The following is an 18,271-nucleotide window of genomic DNA, read 5'->3' as shown; positions in this document are numbered from 1 at the left end:
GCCGGCCATCCGAAAAACCGGATCGACGAACTCCTCCCTTGGAACTTCCAGACGTCAAGCTGAAAAGCCCGTGGGGCCCAGCTGGCGCTTACGGTCCATATTCGAAAGCCCGGCGTCAAAGGCGGGTAAGAATCCCGATGAGCGCGGCGGCTCACCTCGTGCGAACTGAGTCCACGCAGACCTGTGGTGGCACTGCGAAGGGTAAATGCGGCATCGGTAGAGCACCGAAACGAACGGCCCTAAGCGGCCGCTGACCGACATGCCCCGTGCGGCGCTGCAGCATCACGAGACCAGCCATTCGTGCATTGCGCAGCATATTCTAAGGGCGAGCGGCGGAAGTGCGGACCTTCCTGCCGTTCTCGGCACGTGAATTAGCAGGGCATTTCTGTGGCTGCCGCATAGGACAAGAAGATCAAGCGCTGCCAGTCGCCGCGGGGTGCAGGAATGGCAGCACTGCCGGTCAGTTCGCGTTTTTGAATTCGGCGTAGTCGCCACGAACCTGCACGGTCACCGTTACGTCGCTGTCATCACGGTTTCGCCAGAACCATCCGTGCTCGCCGGCGAACCCGGCGACGATCCTACCTTCGTCCCCTGTGGAGCCGCGGCCCTTCTCGTAGGTGATCGACTGGCCGTCGCCATGGCCGTGAAGGTCGAAATTCACCCGGCCCCCTTCGACGAACATGCGGTATTCCGCAGACTGACCCTCCTCCATCACGAGCTTCCATTCTGCCGAGGCCCCCGGCGCCAGCGTGAACGTGGTCTCGTCACGCCAGGTCTCGGCCTCTTGCGCGTGGGCGGTGCCGGCGAAGAGACCGAAGAAGTCGTTCACAAGGCTCGACTGATCGTCGCTCGCTTCATCCATCTGTCGGTCGGCCTCGGCTTCCTCGGCAAGTTGGGTCTTGATCTCGCCCATCTCGGCGAGGCCTATCGCGCCGCCGACACCCGTCGGATCGATGCCGTATTCCGCCGGCAGGACGACGGTGACGAGGATGGCCACCGCCGAGACGGCGGCGATGATGGTGGAGCGCAGAAGCTCCGCCGAGGATGGGAGTTCTTCGAGCGTCGGTTTCTTGGAATTGAACATGTCATGTCTCCTTTCAGGCGACGAAATAGCCGGTGATCTGATAGCCCATGAGGATGAAGCCCAGGGTCATCATGACGACGTTTGCGGTGTAGGCCTGGCGCAGGAAAGCCGGGGACCGGCGCCAGTAGCCCATGACGATGAGGATCACGGCCAGGGCCATGATCTGGCCGATCTCGACGCCGACATTGAACGCCAGCAGGTTGGGCAGCAGCCCCTCCGAGGCGATGTCGTAGTCGAGTATCTTTGTCGCCAGCCCCGTGCCGTGGAAGAACCCGAAGATCAGCGTTGCGGCCTTGGTGTTTGGCTGGACCCCGAACCAGCGCTGGTAGGCGCCGAGATTGTCGAGCGCCTTGTAGACGACCGAGAGGCCGATGATGGCGTCGACGATATAGGCGTTCACCCCCCACCCGAACCAGACGCCGAGCAGCATCGTGGTCGAGTGGCCAAGCGCGAAGAGGCTGACATAGATGCCGACATCCTTCATCCTGTAGAGGAAGAAGACGACGCCGAGCAGGAACAGGATGTGATCGTAGCCGGTGACCATGTGCTTGGCGCCGAGATACATGAAGGGGACGAGCTTCACCCCCCAGATTTCCTGGATGTAGCCGGCGTCACCTTCGGTGACGTTATGCGCGGCGGCGGCGCTGGCCCATAGGCACAGCAGCCCGAGGATGGGCAGGATGGTCATGAGCCGCGGCATTCGCCACGATCGACCATCCGCAGTGACGGATTGCATGATTTTCTCCTTGGATCGTCCCGTTTGACATGTGTGACAAGCCTCGAAAGCCTCGAAAGCCTCAGCCTCACGTGCGTGGCGGTCGCTCCAGTCGGAAATGAGGTGGCGTCCAGTCCGACAGCGCGGCGCTGCGCCATGACGCGAAAGTCTCGGTGGCCGGCTGTGGGATCCGACCCGGCAGCAGAACGGCTTGCGAGTGATCGTGATCGACCGCGTCATGGCTGTGGCCATGCATCGCCCGGAGCAGGTCTTCCTGAAGCCCGTGGGAATGCCCGTGACTTTGAATCACTTCGGCGTGTTCCTGGAGTGTTTCAATCACCTTTGGCACATGCGAACTGCCCGGAGATACGCTCCATATCAACACCGCCGCGCAGGTCAGCAGGACAAACACCTGCCGCGCCGACCGTGCCATCATTTCGCAAGATCTCATGGTCCTGCCTGCCTCGTTATGCCCACGCCTTGTGGTCGGCGTTTCGCTCGCTTCTGCCCGAAAGCATGCTCAATCTTTATGATGAACCGTGATCCTCATGCAAGCCCAGCCAGGGACCTCTCGCGTGGAACGTGCCGAGGGATGATTGGATGGACAGGAATGGATAACAGGTCACCTGGACAGATCCCGTCTTTTGCGGACTTTTGGTGTGGCCTGGCGCGACGCGGAAGGCTTCCTTGTTGCGACATTGGCCGACGCCTCACTCGATCCCGTTCTCGCGCTGGAGCTCGCGCACATAGGCGATGATCGCAGTGACCTCGGCCTTGGTGAGCCCGTCCTGCGCCGGCATGTTGCCGAATTTCCAGTGATGTGCGCGCACCCCGTTCTGCACCGCAAGCTGGAAGGACATGTCGCCGTGATGCGATGGTTCATAGACCTTGTGGATGAGCGGCGGGCCGGCATTGGCATTGCCGGCGGCATTCCGGCCGTGACAGGCCGCGCAGGCGGCCTCGAAGGCCGTCTTGCCCATCTGTGCCCGTGCCGATAATTCGTCGGGTACCGCCACCTCGACCATCGCCGCGCCCTGATCCGGGAATGTCGGCGGCTCGGATGAGGCGTCCTCGTCGCCGGTCTGCGCGAGGAAGACGACCCCTCCGAGGGCGGCGGCCAGGGTGCCGATGATGATGATGAATCTATGCATCTCGGTTTTCTCCGGGTTTCCTATCGCGCAGAAGGGCGTCAGTCGCCTTTCGCCGGGGTCGTGGTGTCCAACAGGAACACCGCCATCGCGTGGCGGTCCGCATCCGTCAGCCATTGCGTGGAGTGGCGGACGACCTCGCCCATTCCGCTGCCGAAGGTGTCGCCATCGGGCATGACACCCGACTTGAGCCCGTAGGCGAGGCCGGACACCGCCCATCCCGCCTCGGCCAGATCATCGGGGCGAATGGAGGGGGCGTTGCCACCGTCGGGCAGGTCATCGCTGCCCGCGAGGTAGCGACCGGGACGGCGGCCGCCGGCGAGGTTCCGGTCGGTGTGGCAAGCACCGCAATGAGCCAGCCCGTTGACCAGCCAGCGCCCCCGGTTCCAATCCTCCGATCTCTCGACCAGCGGTTGGGTGGGCGGGCCGTCTGCGAAGGCCGCACGCCAGAGCTTGAGACCTGCGCGCAGGTTGAAAGGGAAGCCGAGGTCATTGGTGCCCACGTTGACCTCTTGCGCAGGCACGCCCTGAAACGCCGCCCAGAGGTCGGCGATGTCCTGATCGCTCAGATGGCCATAGAAGGCGTAGGGAAAGGCCGGGTAATAGGGCGATCCGTCAGGGGCCACGCCCTGCCGCACGGCGCGGGCGAAATCGCCGATGGACCACGCGCCGATGCCGGCCGTCTCGTGCGTGGTCAGGTTGGGCGGCACGAATGTGCCGAACGTGGTTTCTATCGGCGCACCGCCAGTCAGCGCGGGACGGTCAGAGCCGGGATCGGAATGACACGCGATGCAGCCCCCGGCGCGGGCCAGGTAGGCGCCCCTTTGCGCATCGCCCTCGCGCGCAGCCAGCTCCGGCGGCGCGCCGACCGGCCAGACAACCAGCGACGCACCGCCCAGGGCCGCCAGCGCCACGAGCCCGGACAGGATGCTCAGACTGCGGCGCATGGTCAGTCGTCCTCCTGCCGGTAGCGATCATGGCAGGCAGAGCAGGTCTGCGTGACCATCATGAAGGCACGATCGACCGGCATCCGGCCTATCCGCTCTGGCGTCATGCCGGCGGGAAAACCATCACCCCCCATCATCATGCCGCCGCCCATCATGCCGGATTGACCTCCCATCATGCCTGACGTGCTGTCCATCATGTGGCCGTCATCTTGCACGCCATTGTCGGCGGCGCGCTCGAGTCCCATGGCGGCCATTTCGAGCTGGTCGGCAAGCGCTACGAACCGCTCCCATTCATCCCATATGCGCGGCAGGGCTTCGGTGGGATGGTCCATCGAGCCTTGGGGAAACTTCTGCGCCATAGTGTTACCGGACTCGGCGGCGATCGTCCGTGCGGCATCACGGATGGCGTCCGCGTCAGGCGCCGCTTCGCCCGCCATCATCGGCTTGATCCGCTTGACGGCCTCGCCCATGGATTTCATCGCCTCCATGCGTTGTTTGACAACGCCCGTGGCGCCGGAATGCGCGAAGGCCGCTGCGGAGAGCGCCGCAATGGCGGCCCCGCCGAGCAGCAGGTTTCGGAATGTCATGCTTGATCTCCTCTGATCCGTTCAAATTCGCCACTTGGGGCTGCAATCCACGGATCAGGGGCGGGGTGGCGGCGGGTCGGTCGTCGAGACGAGCGAAGCAGCGCGTACCACCGCGGCGTGCCGGAAAAGCGCGGTTGGGGCGGTGTCCAGCAGGTTGATGGTTGGCGCGACAGGCAGGACCTGCGCGACGCAGGTGCCGCTCAGATGACAGCAGGTATCGGCGCTGTGCGCGTCGCCCTCCGCCGCACCCTGCGATACGGATTGGATATTGGCGTGCGGCCCGCCGGCATGTGCGGACGCCGGCGTTGTCATCGCCGCGAGGACCGCGACGAATGTCGCCGCAAAGCATGCGATCAGGACCAAAGCCCGGTATTTGTCGCCAACCATGCGGAATGCATGCGCGCGCCGGGGTGCGCTTGTCAACATCCCCGGGCATTCCGGTAGCGACCGGTCGCCGACCCGGCTCCGCACCTTTTTGCTTCCCCTATGCGCCAGCAATAGCCTCATTCCTGTTTTACCGGGCATGTCAGCGTCGATCTCCAGTTCCGAGTTTCACATGTCAGCGGGATGCCAAGTCACAGTTTCACACGGCGCAGCCGCAGGGCGTTGGAGATCACGGAGACCGATGACAGGCTCATCGCGGCGGCCGCGATCATCGGCGACAGCAACACCCCGAAAACCGGGTAGAGGATGCCGGCGGCGATCGGCACGCCGGCGGCATTGTAGGCGAAGGCGAAGAACAGGTTCTGCCGGATGTTGCGCAGCGTCGCCGTGGCAAGCTTGCGCGCCCGTACGAGGCCCACGAGATCGCCCTTGAGCAGGGTGATCCCGGCGCTTTCCACCGCGACATCGGCANTCGGCACGCCGGCGGCATTGTAGGCGAAGGCGAAGAACAGGTTCTGCCGGATGTTGCGCAGCGTCGCCGTGGCAAGCTTGCGCGCCCGTACGAGGCCCACGAGATCGCCCTTGAGCAGGGTGATCCCGGCGCTTTCCACCGCGACATCGGCACCGGTGCTCATGGCGATGCCGACATCGGCGGCGGCGAGGGCCGGCGCGTCGTTGACCCCGTCGCCGGCCATCGCCACCGAAGCGCCCTTCGCGCGCAGCTCCTCGACCAGTTTCTGCTTGTCTTGCGGAAGGACACCGGCGCGGAGCTCGTCGATGCCAAGCTTGCGCGCGACCGCCTCGGCGGTGCGCCGGTTGTCGCCCGTCGCCATGATGATGGTCAGACCAAGCGCGTGCAACTCGCGGATCGCACCTTCGGTGCTGTCCTTGATCGGGTCCGCGACGGCGACGATGCCGGCAAGCGATCCGTCCACGGCGACATACATCGCGGTCTTGCCTTCGAGCCGGAGCGCATCGGCCGCGTCGTCGGAGCTGTCGGTTGCGACACCGAGCTCGTCCATCATCGCGGCATTGCCGAGCGCGACCTTTCGCCCGTTCACGGTGCCGCGCACCCCTTTGCCGGTCACCGCTTCGAAATCCTCGGCACTTTCGGGGGTGAGATTGCGATCCGTCGCCCCGGCGATGATCGCCTCGGCCAGTGGATGCTCGGACCCTTTCTCAAGCGCTGCGGCGAGGCGCAGGACCTCATCCTCGTCATGCCCGTCCTCGGCCACGACATCGGTGAGCCGCGGCTTGCCTTCCGTGAGCGTGCCGGTCTTGTCGACGATCACGGTGTCGACGCGGGCCATGCGTTCCAGCGCCTCGGCATCCTTGATCAGCACGCCCGCCTGCGCGCCGCGACCCGCGGCTGTGGTGATCGAGATCGGCGTGGCAAGCCCCAGGGCGCAGGGGCAGGCGATGATCAGCACCGACACGGACGCGGCGATGGCGAAGGCCAGCGCCGGATCGGGACCGACCATCAGCCACGAGAAGAACGCGACGATCGCCACGGCGACAACCGCCGGCACGAAGACCGCCGCCACGCGGTCGGCCAGACCCTGGATCGGTGCCCGCGACAGGCGCGCACCCGCCACCATGTCGACGATCTGCGAAAGGACCGTGTCGGCCCCCACTTCGGTCGCGCGAACCGCCAGCGTGCCGTTCTTGTTGATGGTGCCGCCGGTCACGCGGTCGCCTTCGGTCTTCTCGATCGGCACCGGCTCGCCGGTGATCATGCTCTCGTCCAGCGAAGAGCGGCCCTCAACCACCTCGCCGTCGACCGGCACGCTGTCGCCGGGCCGCACGCGCAGCATGTCGCCCTCCATGATGTTCTCGAGCGGGGCGTCGTATTCCGATCCGTCGGACAGGATGCGGCGCGCGGTCTTGGGCGCGAGATCGAGAAGCGCGCGGATCGCGTCGCCGGTGCGCTCGCGCGCGCGCAGTTCCAGCACCTGACCGACGAAGACCAGCGTGATGATGACGACCGCGGCCTCGTAATAGGTGCCGACGCCCGCGCCCATGCGGTATTGGTCCGGAAAGACCCCCGGCGCGAAGGTCGCCACCAGCGAATAGAGATAGGCGGCACCCACGCCGAGCGCGATCAACGTCCACATGTTGGGCGAGACGTTGCGGATCGAGTCGATGCCGCGCCGGAAAAAGGGCTGCGCCGCCCAGAGGACGATCGGCGTGGCGAGCACGAATTCGGCGTAGACCGAAAGCTGGTGCCCCAGCCAGCCGCGCACATCCAGCCCCACCATTTCGCCCATCGTGATGATCATCAGAGGGACGGCCGCAGCCGCGCTGATCCACATGCGGCGGGTGAAATCCGTCAGTTCCTCGTTCGGCTCGTCCGACGGCACCATCGGCTCCAGCGCCATGCCGCATTTGGGGCAGGAGCCCGGTTCGTCGCGGACGATCTCGGGGTGCATCGGGCAGGTATACTGCGCCCCGGGCTGCGCACGCTGCGCGGCCTTTTCGGCATTGCCGGACGCGTAGAAATACGGGTCGGCGTCGAATTTCTTCCGACAGCCGTCAGAGCAGAAATGATAGGTCTGGCCGTCGTAGTCGCTCGATCGCGCGCCCTGCCGGATCTCGACCTGCATGCCGCAGACCGGGTCGGTCGCGGTCTTTGCATCGGGGGCGATGTCGTGGTCGTGATGGGCGTGCTTGGCCATGGGGCGGCTCCTTCATGCCGGTGGGTCAGCTGTTCGTGGTCACATGAGCGTGCTGTCTTGGCCGACCGCAACTCATCGCGAGTTAAGCATTCTGGGGTCAAACGAAAGGACCGTTCGCCAGATCGGGTCGCGTTCCCTCTCCGCCCGGCGCCGAAGTGCCGCGCGGAGAGGTCGTGTTCCGAGCTATTCCTTCGGCATCAAAGCGCGAATGGCGTACATGCCGTCGGGACCTTTCTCGATCATCATCATCACCTCGTCGCCGGGCTCGACGCCAGCGACCTCGGCACCTTCGAGCAGGGTCATGTCCATCGTCATGGCGGGCCAGCCGATATCGGGGATCGGGCCGTGGCTGACATTGGCCATGCCCTCCGATAGGCTGTTGAGTGTGGCCTCGGCGTGAATGCCCTCGGCCATGGTGGCGTGATCGCCCATGGTGTGATCGCCCGTGGTCATGTCGTGGCCGCTCATGTCGCTCTGCGCGAGCGCTGCAGGCGCGGTGAGAGTTGCAAGGGTCAGTGTCAGGATGAGTTTGCGCATGGGATCCTCCATTATTGAGCGCGGGACTCGCGGTCCGGTCATTCGCCGGGCTGCGGGGTGATAAAGGGGCGTACAGGTTGAAGCTCCTGCCGATTGATCCGGGCGAGGGCCAGACGCTTCCAGATGACGAAGATCGCGGGAATGACGAACAGCGTCAGCAGCGTCGCCGTGGCCATGCCGCCTATCATCGGGGCTGCGATACGCCGCATCACCTCCGATCCTGTCGCATCGCCATACATGATCGGGATGAGGCCCGCGAAGATAGTGGCGACCGTCATCAGCTTGGGCCGCAGCCGCAGGAGTGCGCCGTCGAAGACCGCCTCCTCGATATCGTTGCGGGTCACGGCGCGGCCTTCGTCCCTGGCCGCCAGCACACGCCGGTCCCAGGCGAGGTTCAGGTAAAGCAGCATCACGATGGCCGTCTCGACCGCCACGCCGGCCAGCGCGATGAAGCCCACCAGAACCGCGACCGACACCGCGTAGCCCAGACCCCAGATCAGCCAGACCCCGCCCGCAAGGGCCACCGGCAGGGCAAGCAGGATGATCACCACCTCCGTCACGCGGTTGAACGCCAGAAACAGCATCAGCGTGATGATCAGCAGCGTCGCGGGCGCGACCATCGTCAGCCGGTCCTGCACACGCTCGACATATTCGTATTGGCCGGCCCATGTCAGGGAATAGCCCGGCGGCAGATCGACGGTCTCGGCCACCACGGCGCGCGCCTCTTCGACATAGCCGCCCAGATCGCGGCCGGCGATGTCGATGAACACGAACCCGGTACGGCGCGCGTTCTCGGACCGGATCATGCCGGGGCCGTCCGCCAGCCGGATCTCTGCCACAGCGCCAAGGGGGATATGCGCGCCCGACGGCGTGACCACCGGCAGATCGGCCAGCCGGTCGGGGCTGTCGCGCCAGTCGCGCGGATAGCGCAGGTTGATCGGGAACCGCTCCAGCCCCTCGACAGACTCGGCGATAGTCTGCCCGCCGATGGCGGTCTGCACCACCTGCTGCACATCCGCGATCGACAGCCCGTAGCGGGCCGCCGCCATCCGGTCGATGTCGATCTCGATGAAACGTCCGCCGACGGGGCGCTCGGCGTAGGCCGAACTGGTGCCGGGAATATCCGCGACAGCGCGCTCGACCGCCACGGCGATCTCGCCGATGACGTCGAGATCGGCACCCGAAACCTTGACGCCCACCGGCGTCTTGATGCCCGTGGCCAGCATGTCGATCCGGTTCTTGATCGGCTGGATCCAGACATTGGTGACGCCGGGCACCTGCACGCGGGCATCCAGCTCGTTGCGGATGTCGGCCATCGTCACGCCCGGCCGCCACTCCGCGCGCGGCTTGAGCTGCACGGTCGTCTCGATCATCGTCAGCGGCGCGGGATCGGTCGCCGTCTCGGCGCGGCCAAGCTTGCCATGCACGGTTGCGACCTCGGGCACCTGCGCGATCATGCGGTTGGTCTGTTGCAGCACCTGCCGGGCCTTGCCGATGGAGACACCTGGATAAAGCGACGGCATGTAGAGGAAATCGCCCTCGTTGAGCTCGGGCATGAACTCGGTCCCGAGGCGCTGCGCGGGATACCACATCGACGCGACCAACGCCGTCGCCAGCAGCACCGTGGCCCAGGGCCAGGCCACCGCCGCATCAAGGAACGGGCGATACATCCACTGCGTTGCCACGTTGAGCGGATTGCGGCGCTCGGGCACGATCCGTCCCCGGATGAGATAGCCCATGAGGACCGGCACCAGCGTCACCGACAGGATCGCGGCCGCCGCCATGGCATAGGTCTTGGTAAAGGCGAGCGGCTTGAACATCCGGCCCTCCTGCGCCTCCAGCACGAAGACCGGCAGGAAGCTGACGGTGATGATGGCCAGCGAATAGAACAGCGCAGGCCCCACCTCTGTCGCCGCCTCGGCGGCCGCGCGCCACCGCGCCTCGGTGTTCAGGCGCCGGCCTTCCATCTTGCGGTGCATCGCCTCGATCATCACGATGGCCGCATCCACCATCGCGCCGATGGCGATCGCGATCCCGCCCAGCGACATGATGTTGGCGTTGATCCCCTGAAGCCGCATCACGACGAAAGCCGCCAGCACCCCGAGCGGCAGGAACAGCACGATCACCAGCGACGAGCGCAGATGCAAAAGGAACGCGCCGCAGACCAGCACGACAACGAGGAACTCCTCGCCCAGCTTGCTTTGCAGGTTGTCGATGGCGCGCTCGATAACGCCCGAGCGGTCATAGGTGGTGACGATCTCCACCCCCCCGGGCAACGAGGCGCGCAAGGCATCAAGCTTGTCCTCGACCGCGTGGATGGTGTCGAGCGCATTCTCGCCCGAGCGCATGATGATGACACCGCCGACCGCATCGCCGATGCCGTCGAATTCGCCGACGCCGCGACGCATCTGCGGCCCCAGCCGGATCTCGGCCACGTCGCCGAGGGTCAGCGCCGCGCCGCGCGCGTTCACCATCAGCGGGATCCTTGCAAGATCCTCGATCCCGTCCACATAGCCGCTGGCGCGCACCATGTATTCCGCCTCGGCCATCTCGATCACGCTGCCGCCGGTCTCGGAGCTGGCGGCCTCGATGGCAGACTGCAATTGGGCCAGAGGCAGGTCGAGGGCCCGCAGCTTGTCCGGGTCGACGACCACCTGATACTGCTTGACCATGCCGCCGATGGTCGCGACCTCCGACACGCCCTCGACGGTCTGCAACTCGAATTTCAGGAACCACTCCTGAAGGCTGCGCAATTGCGACAGGTCATGCCCGCCCGTGCGGTCGATCAGCACGTATTGATAGATCCAGCCCACGCCCGTCGCGTCGGGGCCAAGCTCGGGGCTGACACCACGCGGCAGATCGGACTGCACTTGCGCGAGGTATTCCAGCACCCTCGATCGCGCCCAGTAGAGATCGGTGCCATCCTCGAAGACCACATAGACGAAACTGTCCCCGAAGAAGGAGAATCCGCGCACGTCGACCGCGCCGGGCACGGCGAGCATGGCGGTGGCGATGGGATAGGTTACCTGATCCTCGACCACCTGCGGGGCCTGCCCGGCATAAGGCGTCTTGATGATGACCTGCACGTCCGACAGGTCCGGGATCGCATCGACGGGGGTGCTGCGCAACGACGCGACCCCGCCCGCCGCCAGCATCAGCGCCAGAACGATCACGATGACGCGGTTGGCCAGCGACCATCGGATGAGCGCGGGGATCACTGCCCCGGCTCCTCGGTGCCGATGACGGTCAGCGAGAAATCCTCGCCCTGTTCCATCACGATCACGATCTCTCGCCCGATCGGCAGCGCGGCGCGATCAAGCCCGTCCGCCACCGCGAAATCCATCGTCATGCCGGGCATGCCGATCGCCGCAATCGGGCCATGGGTGATGTTCGCCGTGCCCTCGGACATGGAATTGATCGTGCCCGTCACGGTGATCGGCGCGGGGCGCAGCTCGGCCGAGGCCAGAACCATTGTCATCCCGTCGGGCCGATCGAAAGTCAGCACCGCCGCCTCGCCCACTGGCAGGGTTACCGCATCCACGTCCTCGGCCAGGGCGAACTCCATGGTCATGCCGGGCATGCCGATCTCCGTGATCGGGCCATGTTCGATTGTGGCGCTGCGCGCCTGCGCATCCACCGCCTCGATCTGGCCCTCGACGGTGATGGGCGGCGCGGCCTCGACGTTCGGCGCGTCCGGTTCCGTCCCTTCGCCGTCTTCGGGGCGAAGGGCCACGATGGCGAACATGCCGTTCGCGTCCTCGGCCAGATCGAAGGTCACCGGGGTGTCGAGCGGCACGCTGGCAGGATCGACGCCTGTCACATCGAAATCCATCCGCATCTCCGGCCAGCCAAGCGCCGGGATGGGGTCGTGGGTCATGCTCAGCCGACCATCCTCGGTCACCGCGTGAACGATCCCGCGCCCGGTGGCGGCAACCCCGTCATCAGGTCCCAGTGCGCTGAGCGACAGAAGGCCATCGGCCCCGCGTATGGCCCCGAACGCCACCTCGTCGCCGGCGGCAAGCCCTGACAGCGCCACGTCCGACCGGACGGTGAACATCGTTTCCATCGCCGGCCAGTCCAGCGCCTCAATCGCGTCATGGCGGATGCGTGCGCGGCGGGTGCCGGGGTCGAACGCCACCAGCACGCCGCGGCCGGCGACCGGCGCGGCCTCGGTCGGGGCGAACCGCATCATCCCGGCATTCAGCGCGCTCTCGCTGTCGATCAGGAACTGCGCCGAGGCGACGACCTCTACACCGGGCTTGAGCCCCTGCACGATCTCGGTGCGCCCGCCCGCGCCGAACCCGCCGCGCAGCCCGGTAGTGACGAGACGCGGGCGAAACGTGCCATCGACGCCGCGCAATATGACCCGTTCGGCCTGTCCGGTGCGGATCACCGCCTCGGACGGCACGGTCAGCGCCTCGCGCGCCTCGGACGGGAGAAGTGCGACACTCGCGAACATGTTGGGCCTGAGCCGCCCATCCGCATTATCGAACTGCAGCCGCAGCTTGAGCGTGCGCGTCTCGGGGTCGAGCTCGGGAAAGATGTAGTCGATCTCGCCCTCGAATACCTCCCCCGGCAGATGCTCGATCCGGGCCTCGGCGGTCATGCCGGGCGTGATCCGCCCGATATCGCGTTCGAACACGTCCACGATCAGCCAGACGGTGGAGGTATCGGTCAGCGACAGCGCGCGAGTCTCGGGCCGCAGGAACATGCCGTCGGCCGCCTCGAGCGCGATCACCACCCCGTCCTGCGGGGCGTAGTAGCGGATGCGCGGGGCCGGCATGTCAGCCTGGGCCATCTCGTCGATCTGGCGGGGGCTGACGCCGAAATTGCGTAGTTTCGTGCGCGCGATGGCGATCTCCTGCGTATTCTGCCGCCGCGTGGCGCGCACCAGTTCGGAACTCGCGATGGTGATCTGGGGCGCGTAAAGCTCGAACAGGAGATCGCCCTTGGCGACCGGATCGCCCACCGCGCGCACCGCCAGGTGCTCGATCCAGCCCTCGACGCGGGTGTGGATATGGCTCGTGGCGTGTTCGTCATAGGTGACGAAGCCGACCGTCTCCACGCGCTGTGCGACGTCCTCGATGCGCGCGGTGGCGCTGCGCACGCCGATGGCGTTGACCTCCGCGCTCGAGAGGGTAACTTCGGCAGGGTCGCCCGCAGGCTCCTGCCCATCGTAGACCGGGATCAGGTCCATCCCCATCGGCGACTTGCCGGGGCCGTCCTTGCGGAAGTTCGGGTCCATCGGGGCCACCCAGTAAAGGATACCCGGCCCCTTCTCGGCTGTGTCCGCATCGAGGGCCGAGCGGGCCCGCTCGAACCCGATGCCTGCACCGAACCCGGCACCCAGTGCCAGCAGCGCAAGCGCTGCGTATCGTCCACGCATATCATTTACCTGTCTCTTGACCGACCATGACCATGGGCCACGGCCAAACCATGCCCGAAAGCGACGGCTTTCAGGCGGTGGAGAAAAGGATCAGGTACGTTTCGGGGGTTTGTCAGCGCGGTCCGGGTCGGCCTGCGGGGCCGGATCTGCCGGGATGCGGGCGTATCTGGCTGTCATGGCCACGGACCTCAAGTCCGGAAGCGGATCCGCAAGATCGGAAAAACAGCACATGGTCATCGCGCATTCGGCATGTTGACCATGCGGGCCGTGATCCGTGGAGATACTGTCAGACGCGGACCGCACCGTCATGTCTTGCATGTCGTGGTGCTCACTCTCCGCGGCATGCGTCACGATCTCATCCGGGGCGGCATCTGCCATGGTCCCAGACGCCAACGACCCCGCGATAACCGCGAGCATCGCGCAATGCATCAAGAGACGCGAAAATCCGTGAACGAAGGCTGTCATGTCGCCCCGATAATACCTGCGCTTGTGCGATTGTCCATGACACATATCACAGAGTCGCCGGGCCCTTCACCGGACCGGCGCGTCACCTGCGGCCCTATTGCCGGGTCCGCGCCTCGCGCGGTGTCAGAAGATCATCCTTGCGCTGAAGGTAATCCTCGCGGTCGATCTCGCCGCGGGCGTAGCGCTCGTCAAGCACATCCACCGCGGAACGTCCGCCACCCGACGGCGGCGCCTCCCCGCGCGACCGGACCAGCAGGACGACGCCGGCGATCACCACGGCCACGAAAAGCAGCCAGAGGATGCCGGGAAACGGCATCCACCAGTGCCAGCCATCATGCATCACGTCGGGCCCCCTGACCTGCGCCGCGGCGAGCTGAGGGAGCCCGATGAAAAGAGCAACGAGCGCCCTCACATCATCCCCATGCCCATGATGCTGTCGGCGACCTGCTTCTGCTGGTCGTCGAGCGCCTCGTATAGCGGCACGGCCGCGTCGCGCAGCGTCCGCAGGCCTTCGATGCGCGCCGACATCATCTGCTCGCGGCGCTCCATGCGATCGGGAAAGGAGGTCGGCCGATCGCCCGACATCATGGTCTCGTGCATCTGCTGCATTGACCCGGCCGCATCTCGCACCGCTTCGGCATAGTCTTCCCAGACATCCATCTGCGCGTCGGTGATTCCGAGTTCGGTCTTCAGGAAGGCAAGCCGTCCCTCGATATGTTTGGCCGGGCCACCGCCCATCATGTGGCCACCCATGCCGCCCATCATCTGATCGTGCATGCGTTGACCCTGCATCATGCCCGGGCTGTTCTGCATGCCGTGGTGCATTCCGCCCTGCATGTGCTGCTGTGCGGCTGCCGGAGCCGTCAGCGAGGCAGCGAGGGCGGCGGCGAGAAGGAATCTTCCATGGCGACGCATCTCCATCTCCTTTTTGTCTTCAGATGGCTCTGATCTTCTTGCCGCATTTCCGCCCATGACGCGTTGATCGAGATCAAGGGGGCAATCGCGCATCCGGATGACATTGTCATCGCGCTGTAGCCGCGAGCCGTATGACGTCAGCGCCTTCAAGACTTGCGAGCCCGACAATATCCGGATCGATGTGAAGTATCTCCCGCGATTGGCAGGTGAAACCTTGGGGCGTTACCTCTTCGAGGCGATATTACACCGCGTGGTAGGGCGCGATGCTACCCTACGGCATCGCAATGACATGCTCGATTTTAGCTCATAGTGAACGTCCGCTCTTGCCTTCCCGGCACTACCTTCTCGCGTCTGCGGAGAATGTCCGGACTCCGCCCTTCTTGGCGATGGCCTTCGCGGTCGCGGCAAAAACTCAGCACTCGCGACGCACGGCAGGAAGGTGCCGCTGAGCCAACATCCGAGATACACGGTTTCCGAATATTTCCTCGGAAGCCCATTGTTCGACGTGGCTTCGCAGTTGTGGCTTCGCAGTTGCAAGCGTATCCAGTTAAATAATCACCACGAAATGCAAAGGGCTGGGTCACAGACCAGGATTTTGTGGCAGCATCGGTGTCCGACCCCTCCTTGCGCGGGTCGGACACCGATGCTGCCACAAGAAAACAATCCCATGAAAGGAAAGATCACGCCGCACGACAGCAAGCTCGTACCAGAAGCAAAGAAAACACGTTTTAACAAAGGAAACCCGGCTGCGCGAATATGATCTGTCGCGGCCCTCACGCTGAGGCCGCGCCAGATCACACCTGCGCAGCGTCGATGGAACAGGGATCTGAAGCAGGCCATTCCGGTCTGCGACCACCAGGAAAGGTGATAGATCCAATGCAACACGAACCAGAACCCAACATTAATGCCCTGTTCCGGCAAGCAAACAAAGTCGATGAATTTTTGAAATGGCTCCGCGAGGAGGGGGATGCCCTGATCAGCGCCGCAGATCTTCTCGGCGGCCAGACCTGGGCCGCCAAGGCCACGGATATAGTGACGACGGCGAAGAAAGGAGGTAATGTTGCAGCCCGCCGCAAGACTTTGATCGCAATTCGAGGGCTGCTCGAAGGCGACCTCGCCGGGTTTCACGACAGAGACGAAGCATGGCGTTTCGCAGCGCTTCACCCCGACGATCCGGAAGCAACCCGCGCGATGCTCTGTGCTGATGCTCTCGGTCGCGGCATTCGTGCGCTCGAAGCTCTGCATCTCGCAGGTGTTACCAGCATTTCGGGAGGCGCACGATGACACATAGTCACGAACAAAACTTGCGAAACGCGCGTGAACTCACGCGACTTGCCGCGCAATGGCTCCGCGTGATCAGCTTTGCGGCGTTTCCCGGCGCGCCGGTATTTTCCGCGAGTGTGTGTCACTATCACGCGATGCTCGATCCTGCAACAAGTGATGCAGACCGACTGTCGGCGTGTCGCGCGATGCACGAATGCGTGCTGCGCCGCGCGGATGTCGAGGATCTCGAAGGGCAGTCGAAGCGACTGCGGGATCGTCCCGTCGATCCGTACGGCGCGCACTGGCACACGACGAGCGACGGCGCGGCGCTTTGGATGATCGCGCATCTCTTGTCCTGCGCGATCAGGGGGTTCGAAGCCCAGGCCTGATCTCTTGAAACAGCAACGGGGCCGCGTCACGCGGCCCCGTTTTTCTTTGGTATTCGAACTGCAATGGCCGTGCCGGAGGATGCCGGGCCAAAGCGCGTGTTACCGCGATTTGGAGAGTGCCAGTGGCAGGATCCGGCCCATGAATTTCCTCACAGGCCAGCGCCGAGGCGTCGACCACCCGTTCTGGATCATGCCTTCGGGCTGAGCCTGTAAGCCTTGCGTCGCTTTTTCCCGTCAATCGTCGTGCCTGATGGAAGCTCGTTGATCCAGCCGTACTGCTTGAGGATTCCCAGCATCCGATCCAGTGACTTCGCACGCCGGGTATGGACAGGCCCTAATTGCAGGATCCTGTCGGTCGCAAAGCCCTCTCCGGCGGCAATGTTCCTGCGCAGCCAGTCGAGGAGCGTTTGGGCATGCGCGACGTCGGTTTCGTTCGTTGCCGCGATGCACAGGTATCTGTGCTGCGAGAGGTAATATTTGACCATCTTGCAGGCGGATTCCATGACATCACCGGAGATCACGTCAATTTCCCGATCCTCGAAGCACGTCATGATCGCCGCGAGTCGGCACGCGTGTTCAGGCGCCTTGGCGGCGAACCCCGAGATGTCCGCGGCCCACCCGCCCGGGCCAAGCTCGCGTTCGATGTTGTCGTGAAACTCGATACAAACGCCGAGTGCCTCCTCGGAAAGTGAGAGCATCCGCTCGGTCGGATCTTCCAGAGTTGCAACCAGACAGGCCTCGATTGCATCGTGGAAATGCGCTGCAGCCGCTTCATCCTCCGGGCTCGGGCGTCGATATTTCCGTTTCCCCATTTTGCTTTCGGGCCAGGATGGCAGCATCCGCGCCAGGAGGCCCTGGCCGATCAGGAACTCGTCGCCATAAGTGTCGCGGATGAGAGTCGGTTGAAACATGAGATTGATGGTCGTGGCCGTGGGCGGCACGTAGCCGTCCCCGTCCTGGCTGCCGCGGGGGCGGAAGAAATAGGCCCCATCCCAGAGATTCGAGACGACGCCACTGGATTTCGCGCGTTGATCCTTGGACATCGAGTAGCCGCCCCAGAACGCGGCAGCTTCATCCGTGAACCAGCCAAGAAAACCGCACCCGGTTGCGATCGCCTTGAATGCGCCTTCGATCGTGGCTTCCGTCACCAGAAAACTCGGGCAGACGGGCGCTTCGGGCCTTTCGTCCCCGCGTCCAAGGCCGGAAAGCGCAGCCTTGTGATTTCCCATGGCGATCTTGTGCTCTTCTCTGAGGCGCATGATCACCCGGTCGATGCCGGTTCTCGCGATCTTGTCCGCCGCGCTCTTTCGCTCGCCGGACCGCGCGATCGTCACGAATGCGGCTGTCGCGTTAGCCGATGACCCCAGTGTCTGCACCTGAGTGCGACTGGCGACCGCCAAAGAGGCCACGGAAAGCACCGACTGCGCGGCAAGCGCAGCCGGGGCTTGGGTCTTGCGCACGATCACCTCGGCGGCGCTGCGGAGCTTCGGCGTCAGGCACGCGAGTGGAAATTCGACACTCGGCGGCTCCGCATGCGGAAGTGGCGACGGCTCCTGTGGCGCGGTGACCGTCTCGCTCGACGGAACTGAAAAGTTCGGCGTCGACGTCTTCGCGCCGGTCCTGCCGATGAGGGACTTGATGCGGGCAAGCATGCCTGATCTCCATTTTTGCTGAGGTGATCAGTGAGTATTCCACGGGTATGTGGCCATCGAATCCATGAACATGTGGCCACCGGTTCCACGGCATGTGGCCACCCCTTTGAGAGAGACCTGCGAG

General features: G+C 64.7%; 16 protein-coding genes. 2 read left to right on the top strand and 14 right to left on the bottom strand.

Annotation, left to right across the window (positions count from 1 at the left end; translation table 11 throughout):
• Nucleotides 1-460: 460 nt before the first annotated feature.
• The 13 genes from V8324_RS18325 to V8324_RS18265 form a co-directional block, all read right to left on the bottom strand.
• On the bottom strand, nucleotides 461-1,084 hold the full coding sequence (locus V8324_RS18325) for a transmembrane anchor protein (RefSeq protein ID WP_336421357.1): 624 nt from the start codon (nucleotides 1,082-1,084) through the stop codon (nucleotides 461-463).
• 13 nt (nucleotides 1,085-1,097) lie between these two features.
• The gene (locus tag V8324_RS18320; RefSeq protein ID WP_336421360.1) at nucleotides 1,098-1,772 is read right to left on the bottom strand and encodes a HupE/UreJ family protein; all 675 of its coding nucleotides are present in this window, start codon (nucleotides 1,770-1,772) and stop codon (nucleotides 1,098-1,100) included.
• Nucleotides 1,773-1,887: 115 nt separating this feature from the next.
• Nucleotides 1,888-2,235, bottom strand: coding sequence for a hypothetical protein (locus V8324_RS18315; RefSeq protein ID WP_336421356.1), 348 nt, complete (start codon nucleotides 2,233-2,235; stop codon nucleotides 1,888-1,890).
• 274 nt (nucleotides 2,236-2,509) lie between these two features.
• Entirely contained in the window at nucleotides 2,510-2,950 is a 441-nt protein-coding gene (locus V8324_RS18310; protein ID WP_336421355.1) for a c-type cytochrome, read from the bottom strand.
• Between the two features lie 38 nt (nucleotides 2,951-2,988).
• On the bottom strand, nucleotides 2,989-3,894 hold the full coding sequence (locus V8324_RS18305; RefSeq protein WP_336421354.1) for a cytochrome c: 906 nt from the start codon (nucleotides 3,892-3,894) through the stop codon (nucleotides 2,989-2,991).
• A gap of 2 nt (nucleotides 3,895-3,896) precedes the next feature.
• Entirely contained in the window at nucleotides 3,897-4,481 is a 585-nt protein-coding gene (locus V8324_RS18300) for a c-type cytochrome (protein WP_336421353.1), read from the bottom strand.
• A 54-nt stretch (nucleotides 4,482-4,535) separates the two neighbouring features.
• A complete protein-coding gene (locus tag V8324_RS18295) occupies nucleotides 4,536-4,868 on the bottom strand; it encodes a hypothetical protein (protein ID WP_336421352.1) in 333 nt (110 codons plus the stop codon).
• A 188-nt stretch (nucleotides 4,869-5,056) separates the two neighbouring features.
• Complete coding sequence (locus V8324_RS18290; RefSeq protein ID WP_336421351.1) at nucleotides 5,057-7,540, bottom strand: heavy metal translocating P-type ATPase; 2,484 nt, start codon at nucleotides 7,538-7,540, stop codon at nucleotides 5,057-5,059.
• 183 nt (nucleotides 7,541-7,723) lie between these two features.
• Complete coding sequence (locus V8324_RS18285; protein WP_336421350.1) at nucleotides 7,724-8,077, bottom strand: copper-binding protein; 354 nt, start codon at nucleotides 8,075-8,077, stop codon at nucleotides 7,724-7,726.
• A gap of 38 nt (nucleotides 8,078-8,115) precedes the next feature.
• Entirely contained in the window at nucleotides 8,116-11,295 is a 3,180-nt protein-coding gene (locus V8324_RS18280) for an efflux RND transporter permease subunit (RefSeq protein WP_336421349.1), read from the bottom strand.
• Nucleotides 11,292-13,463, bottom strand: a complete 2,172-nt coding sequence (locus tag V8324_RS18275) for an efflux RND transporter periplasmic adaptor subunit (protein ID WP_336421348.1) — start codon at nucleotides 13,461-13,463, stop codon at nucleotides 11,292-11,294. The genes V8324_RS18280 and V8324_RS18275 overlap by 4 nt, the downstream gene beginning before the upstream one ends.
• Before the next feature lie 559 nt (nucleotides 13,464-14,022).
• The gene (locus V8324_RS18270) at nucleotides 14,023-14,268 is read right to left on the bottom strand and encodes an SHOCT domain-containing protein (RefSeq protein ID WP_336421359.1); all 246 of its coding nucleotides are present in this window, start codon (nucleotides 14,266-14,268) and stop codon (nucleotides 14,023-14,025) included.
• Nucleotides 14,269-14,336: 68 nt separating this feature from the next.
• Nucleotides 14,337-14,993 (bottom strand): Spy/CpxP family protein refolding chaperone, encoded by a 657-nt coding sequence (locus V8324_RS18265; RefSeq protein WP_442970577.1) that lies wholly within the window; start codon nucleotides 14,991-14,993, stop codon nucleotides 14,337-14,339.
• 726 nt (nucleotides 14,994-15,719) lie between these two features.
• Between V8324_RS18265 and V8324_RS18260 the strand changes: the two genes are divergently transcribed.
• Together V8324_RS18260 and V8324_RS18255 are read left to right on the top strand one after the other, a co-directional pair.
• Nucleotides 15,720-16,127: a hypothetical protein gene (locus V8324_RS18260; protein WP_336421347.1), complete on the top strand. Its 408-nt coding sequence runs from the start codon at nucleotides 15,720-15,722 to the stop codon at nucleotides 16,125-16,127.
• Nucleotides 16,124-16,495 carry a hypothetical protein gene (locus V8324_RS18255; RefSeq protein ID WP_336421346.1) on the top strand — a complete coding sequence of 124 codons (372 nt, stop codon included), beginning with the start codon at nucleotides 16,124-16,126 and terminating at the stop codon, nucleotides 16,493-16,495. The genes V8324_RS18260 and V8324_RS18255 overlap by 4 nt, the downstream gene beginning before the upstream one ends.
• Before the next feature lie 188 nt (nucleotides 16,496-16,683).
• On the opposite strand, the gene V8324_RS18250 is transcribed toward V8324_RS18255, so the two are convergent.
• A complete protein-coding gene (locus tag V8324_RS18250) occupies nucleotides 16,684-18,147 on the bottom strand; it encodes a DUF3987 domain-containing protein (RefSeq protein WP_336421345.1) in 1,464 nt (487 codons plus the stop codon).
• Between the last annotated feature and the right edge of the window lie 124 nt (nucleotides 18,148-18,271).

Origin of the sequence: Roseovarius sp. D22-M7, from assembly GCF_037083785.1 — a bacterium.
GTDB lineage: Bacteria > Pseudomonadota > Alphaproteobacteria > Rhodobacterales > Rhodobacteraceae > Roseovarius.
The sequence above is the reverse complement of the archived record's forward strand: the minus strand, read 5'-3'. Positions and strand labels throughout refer to the sequence as shown.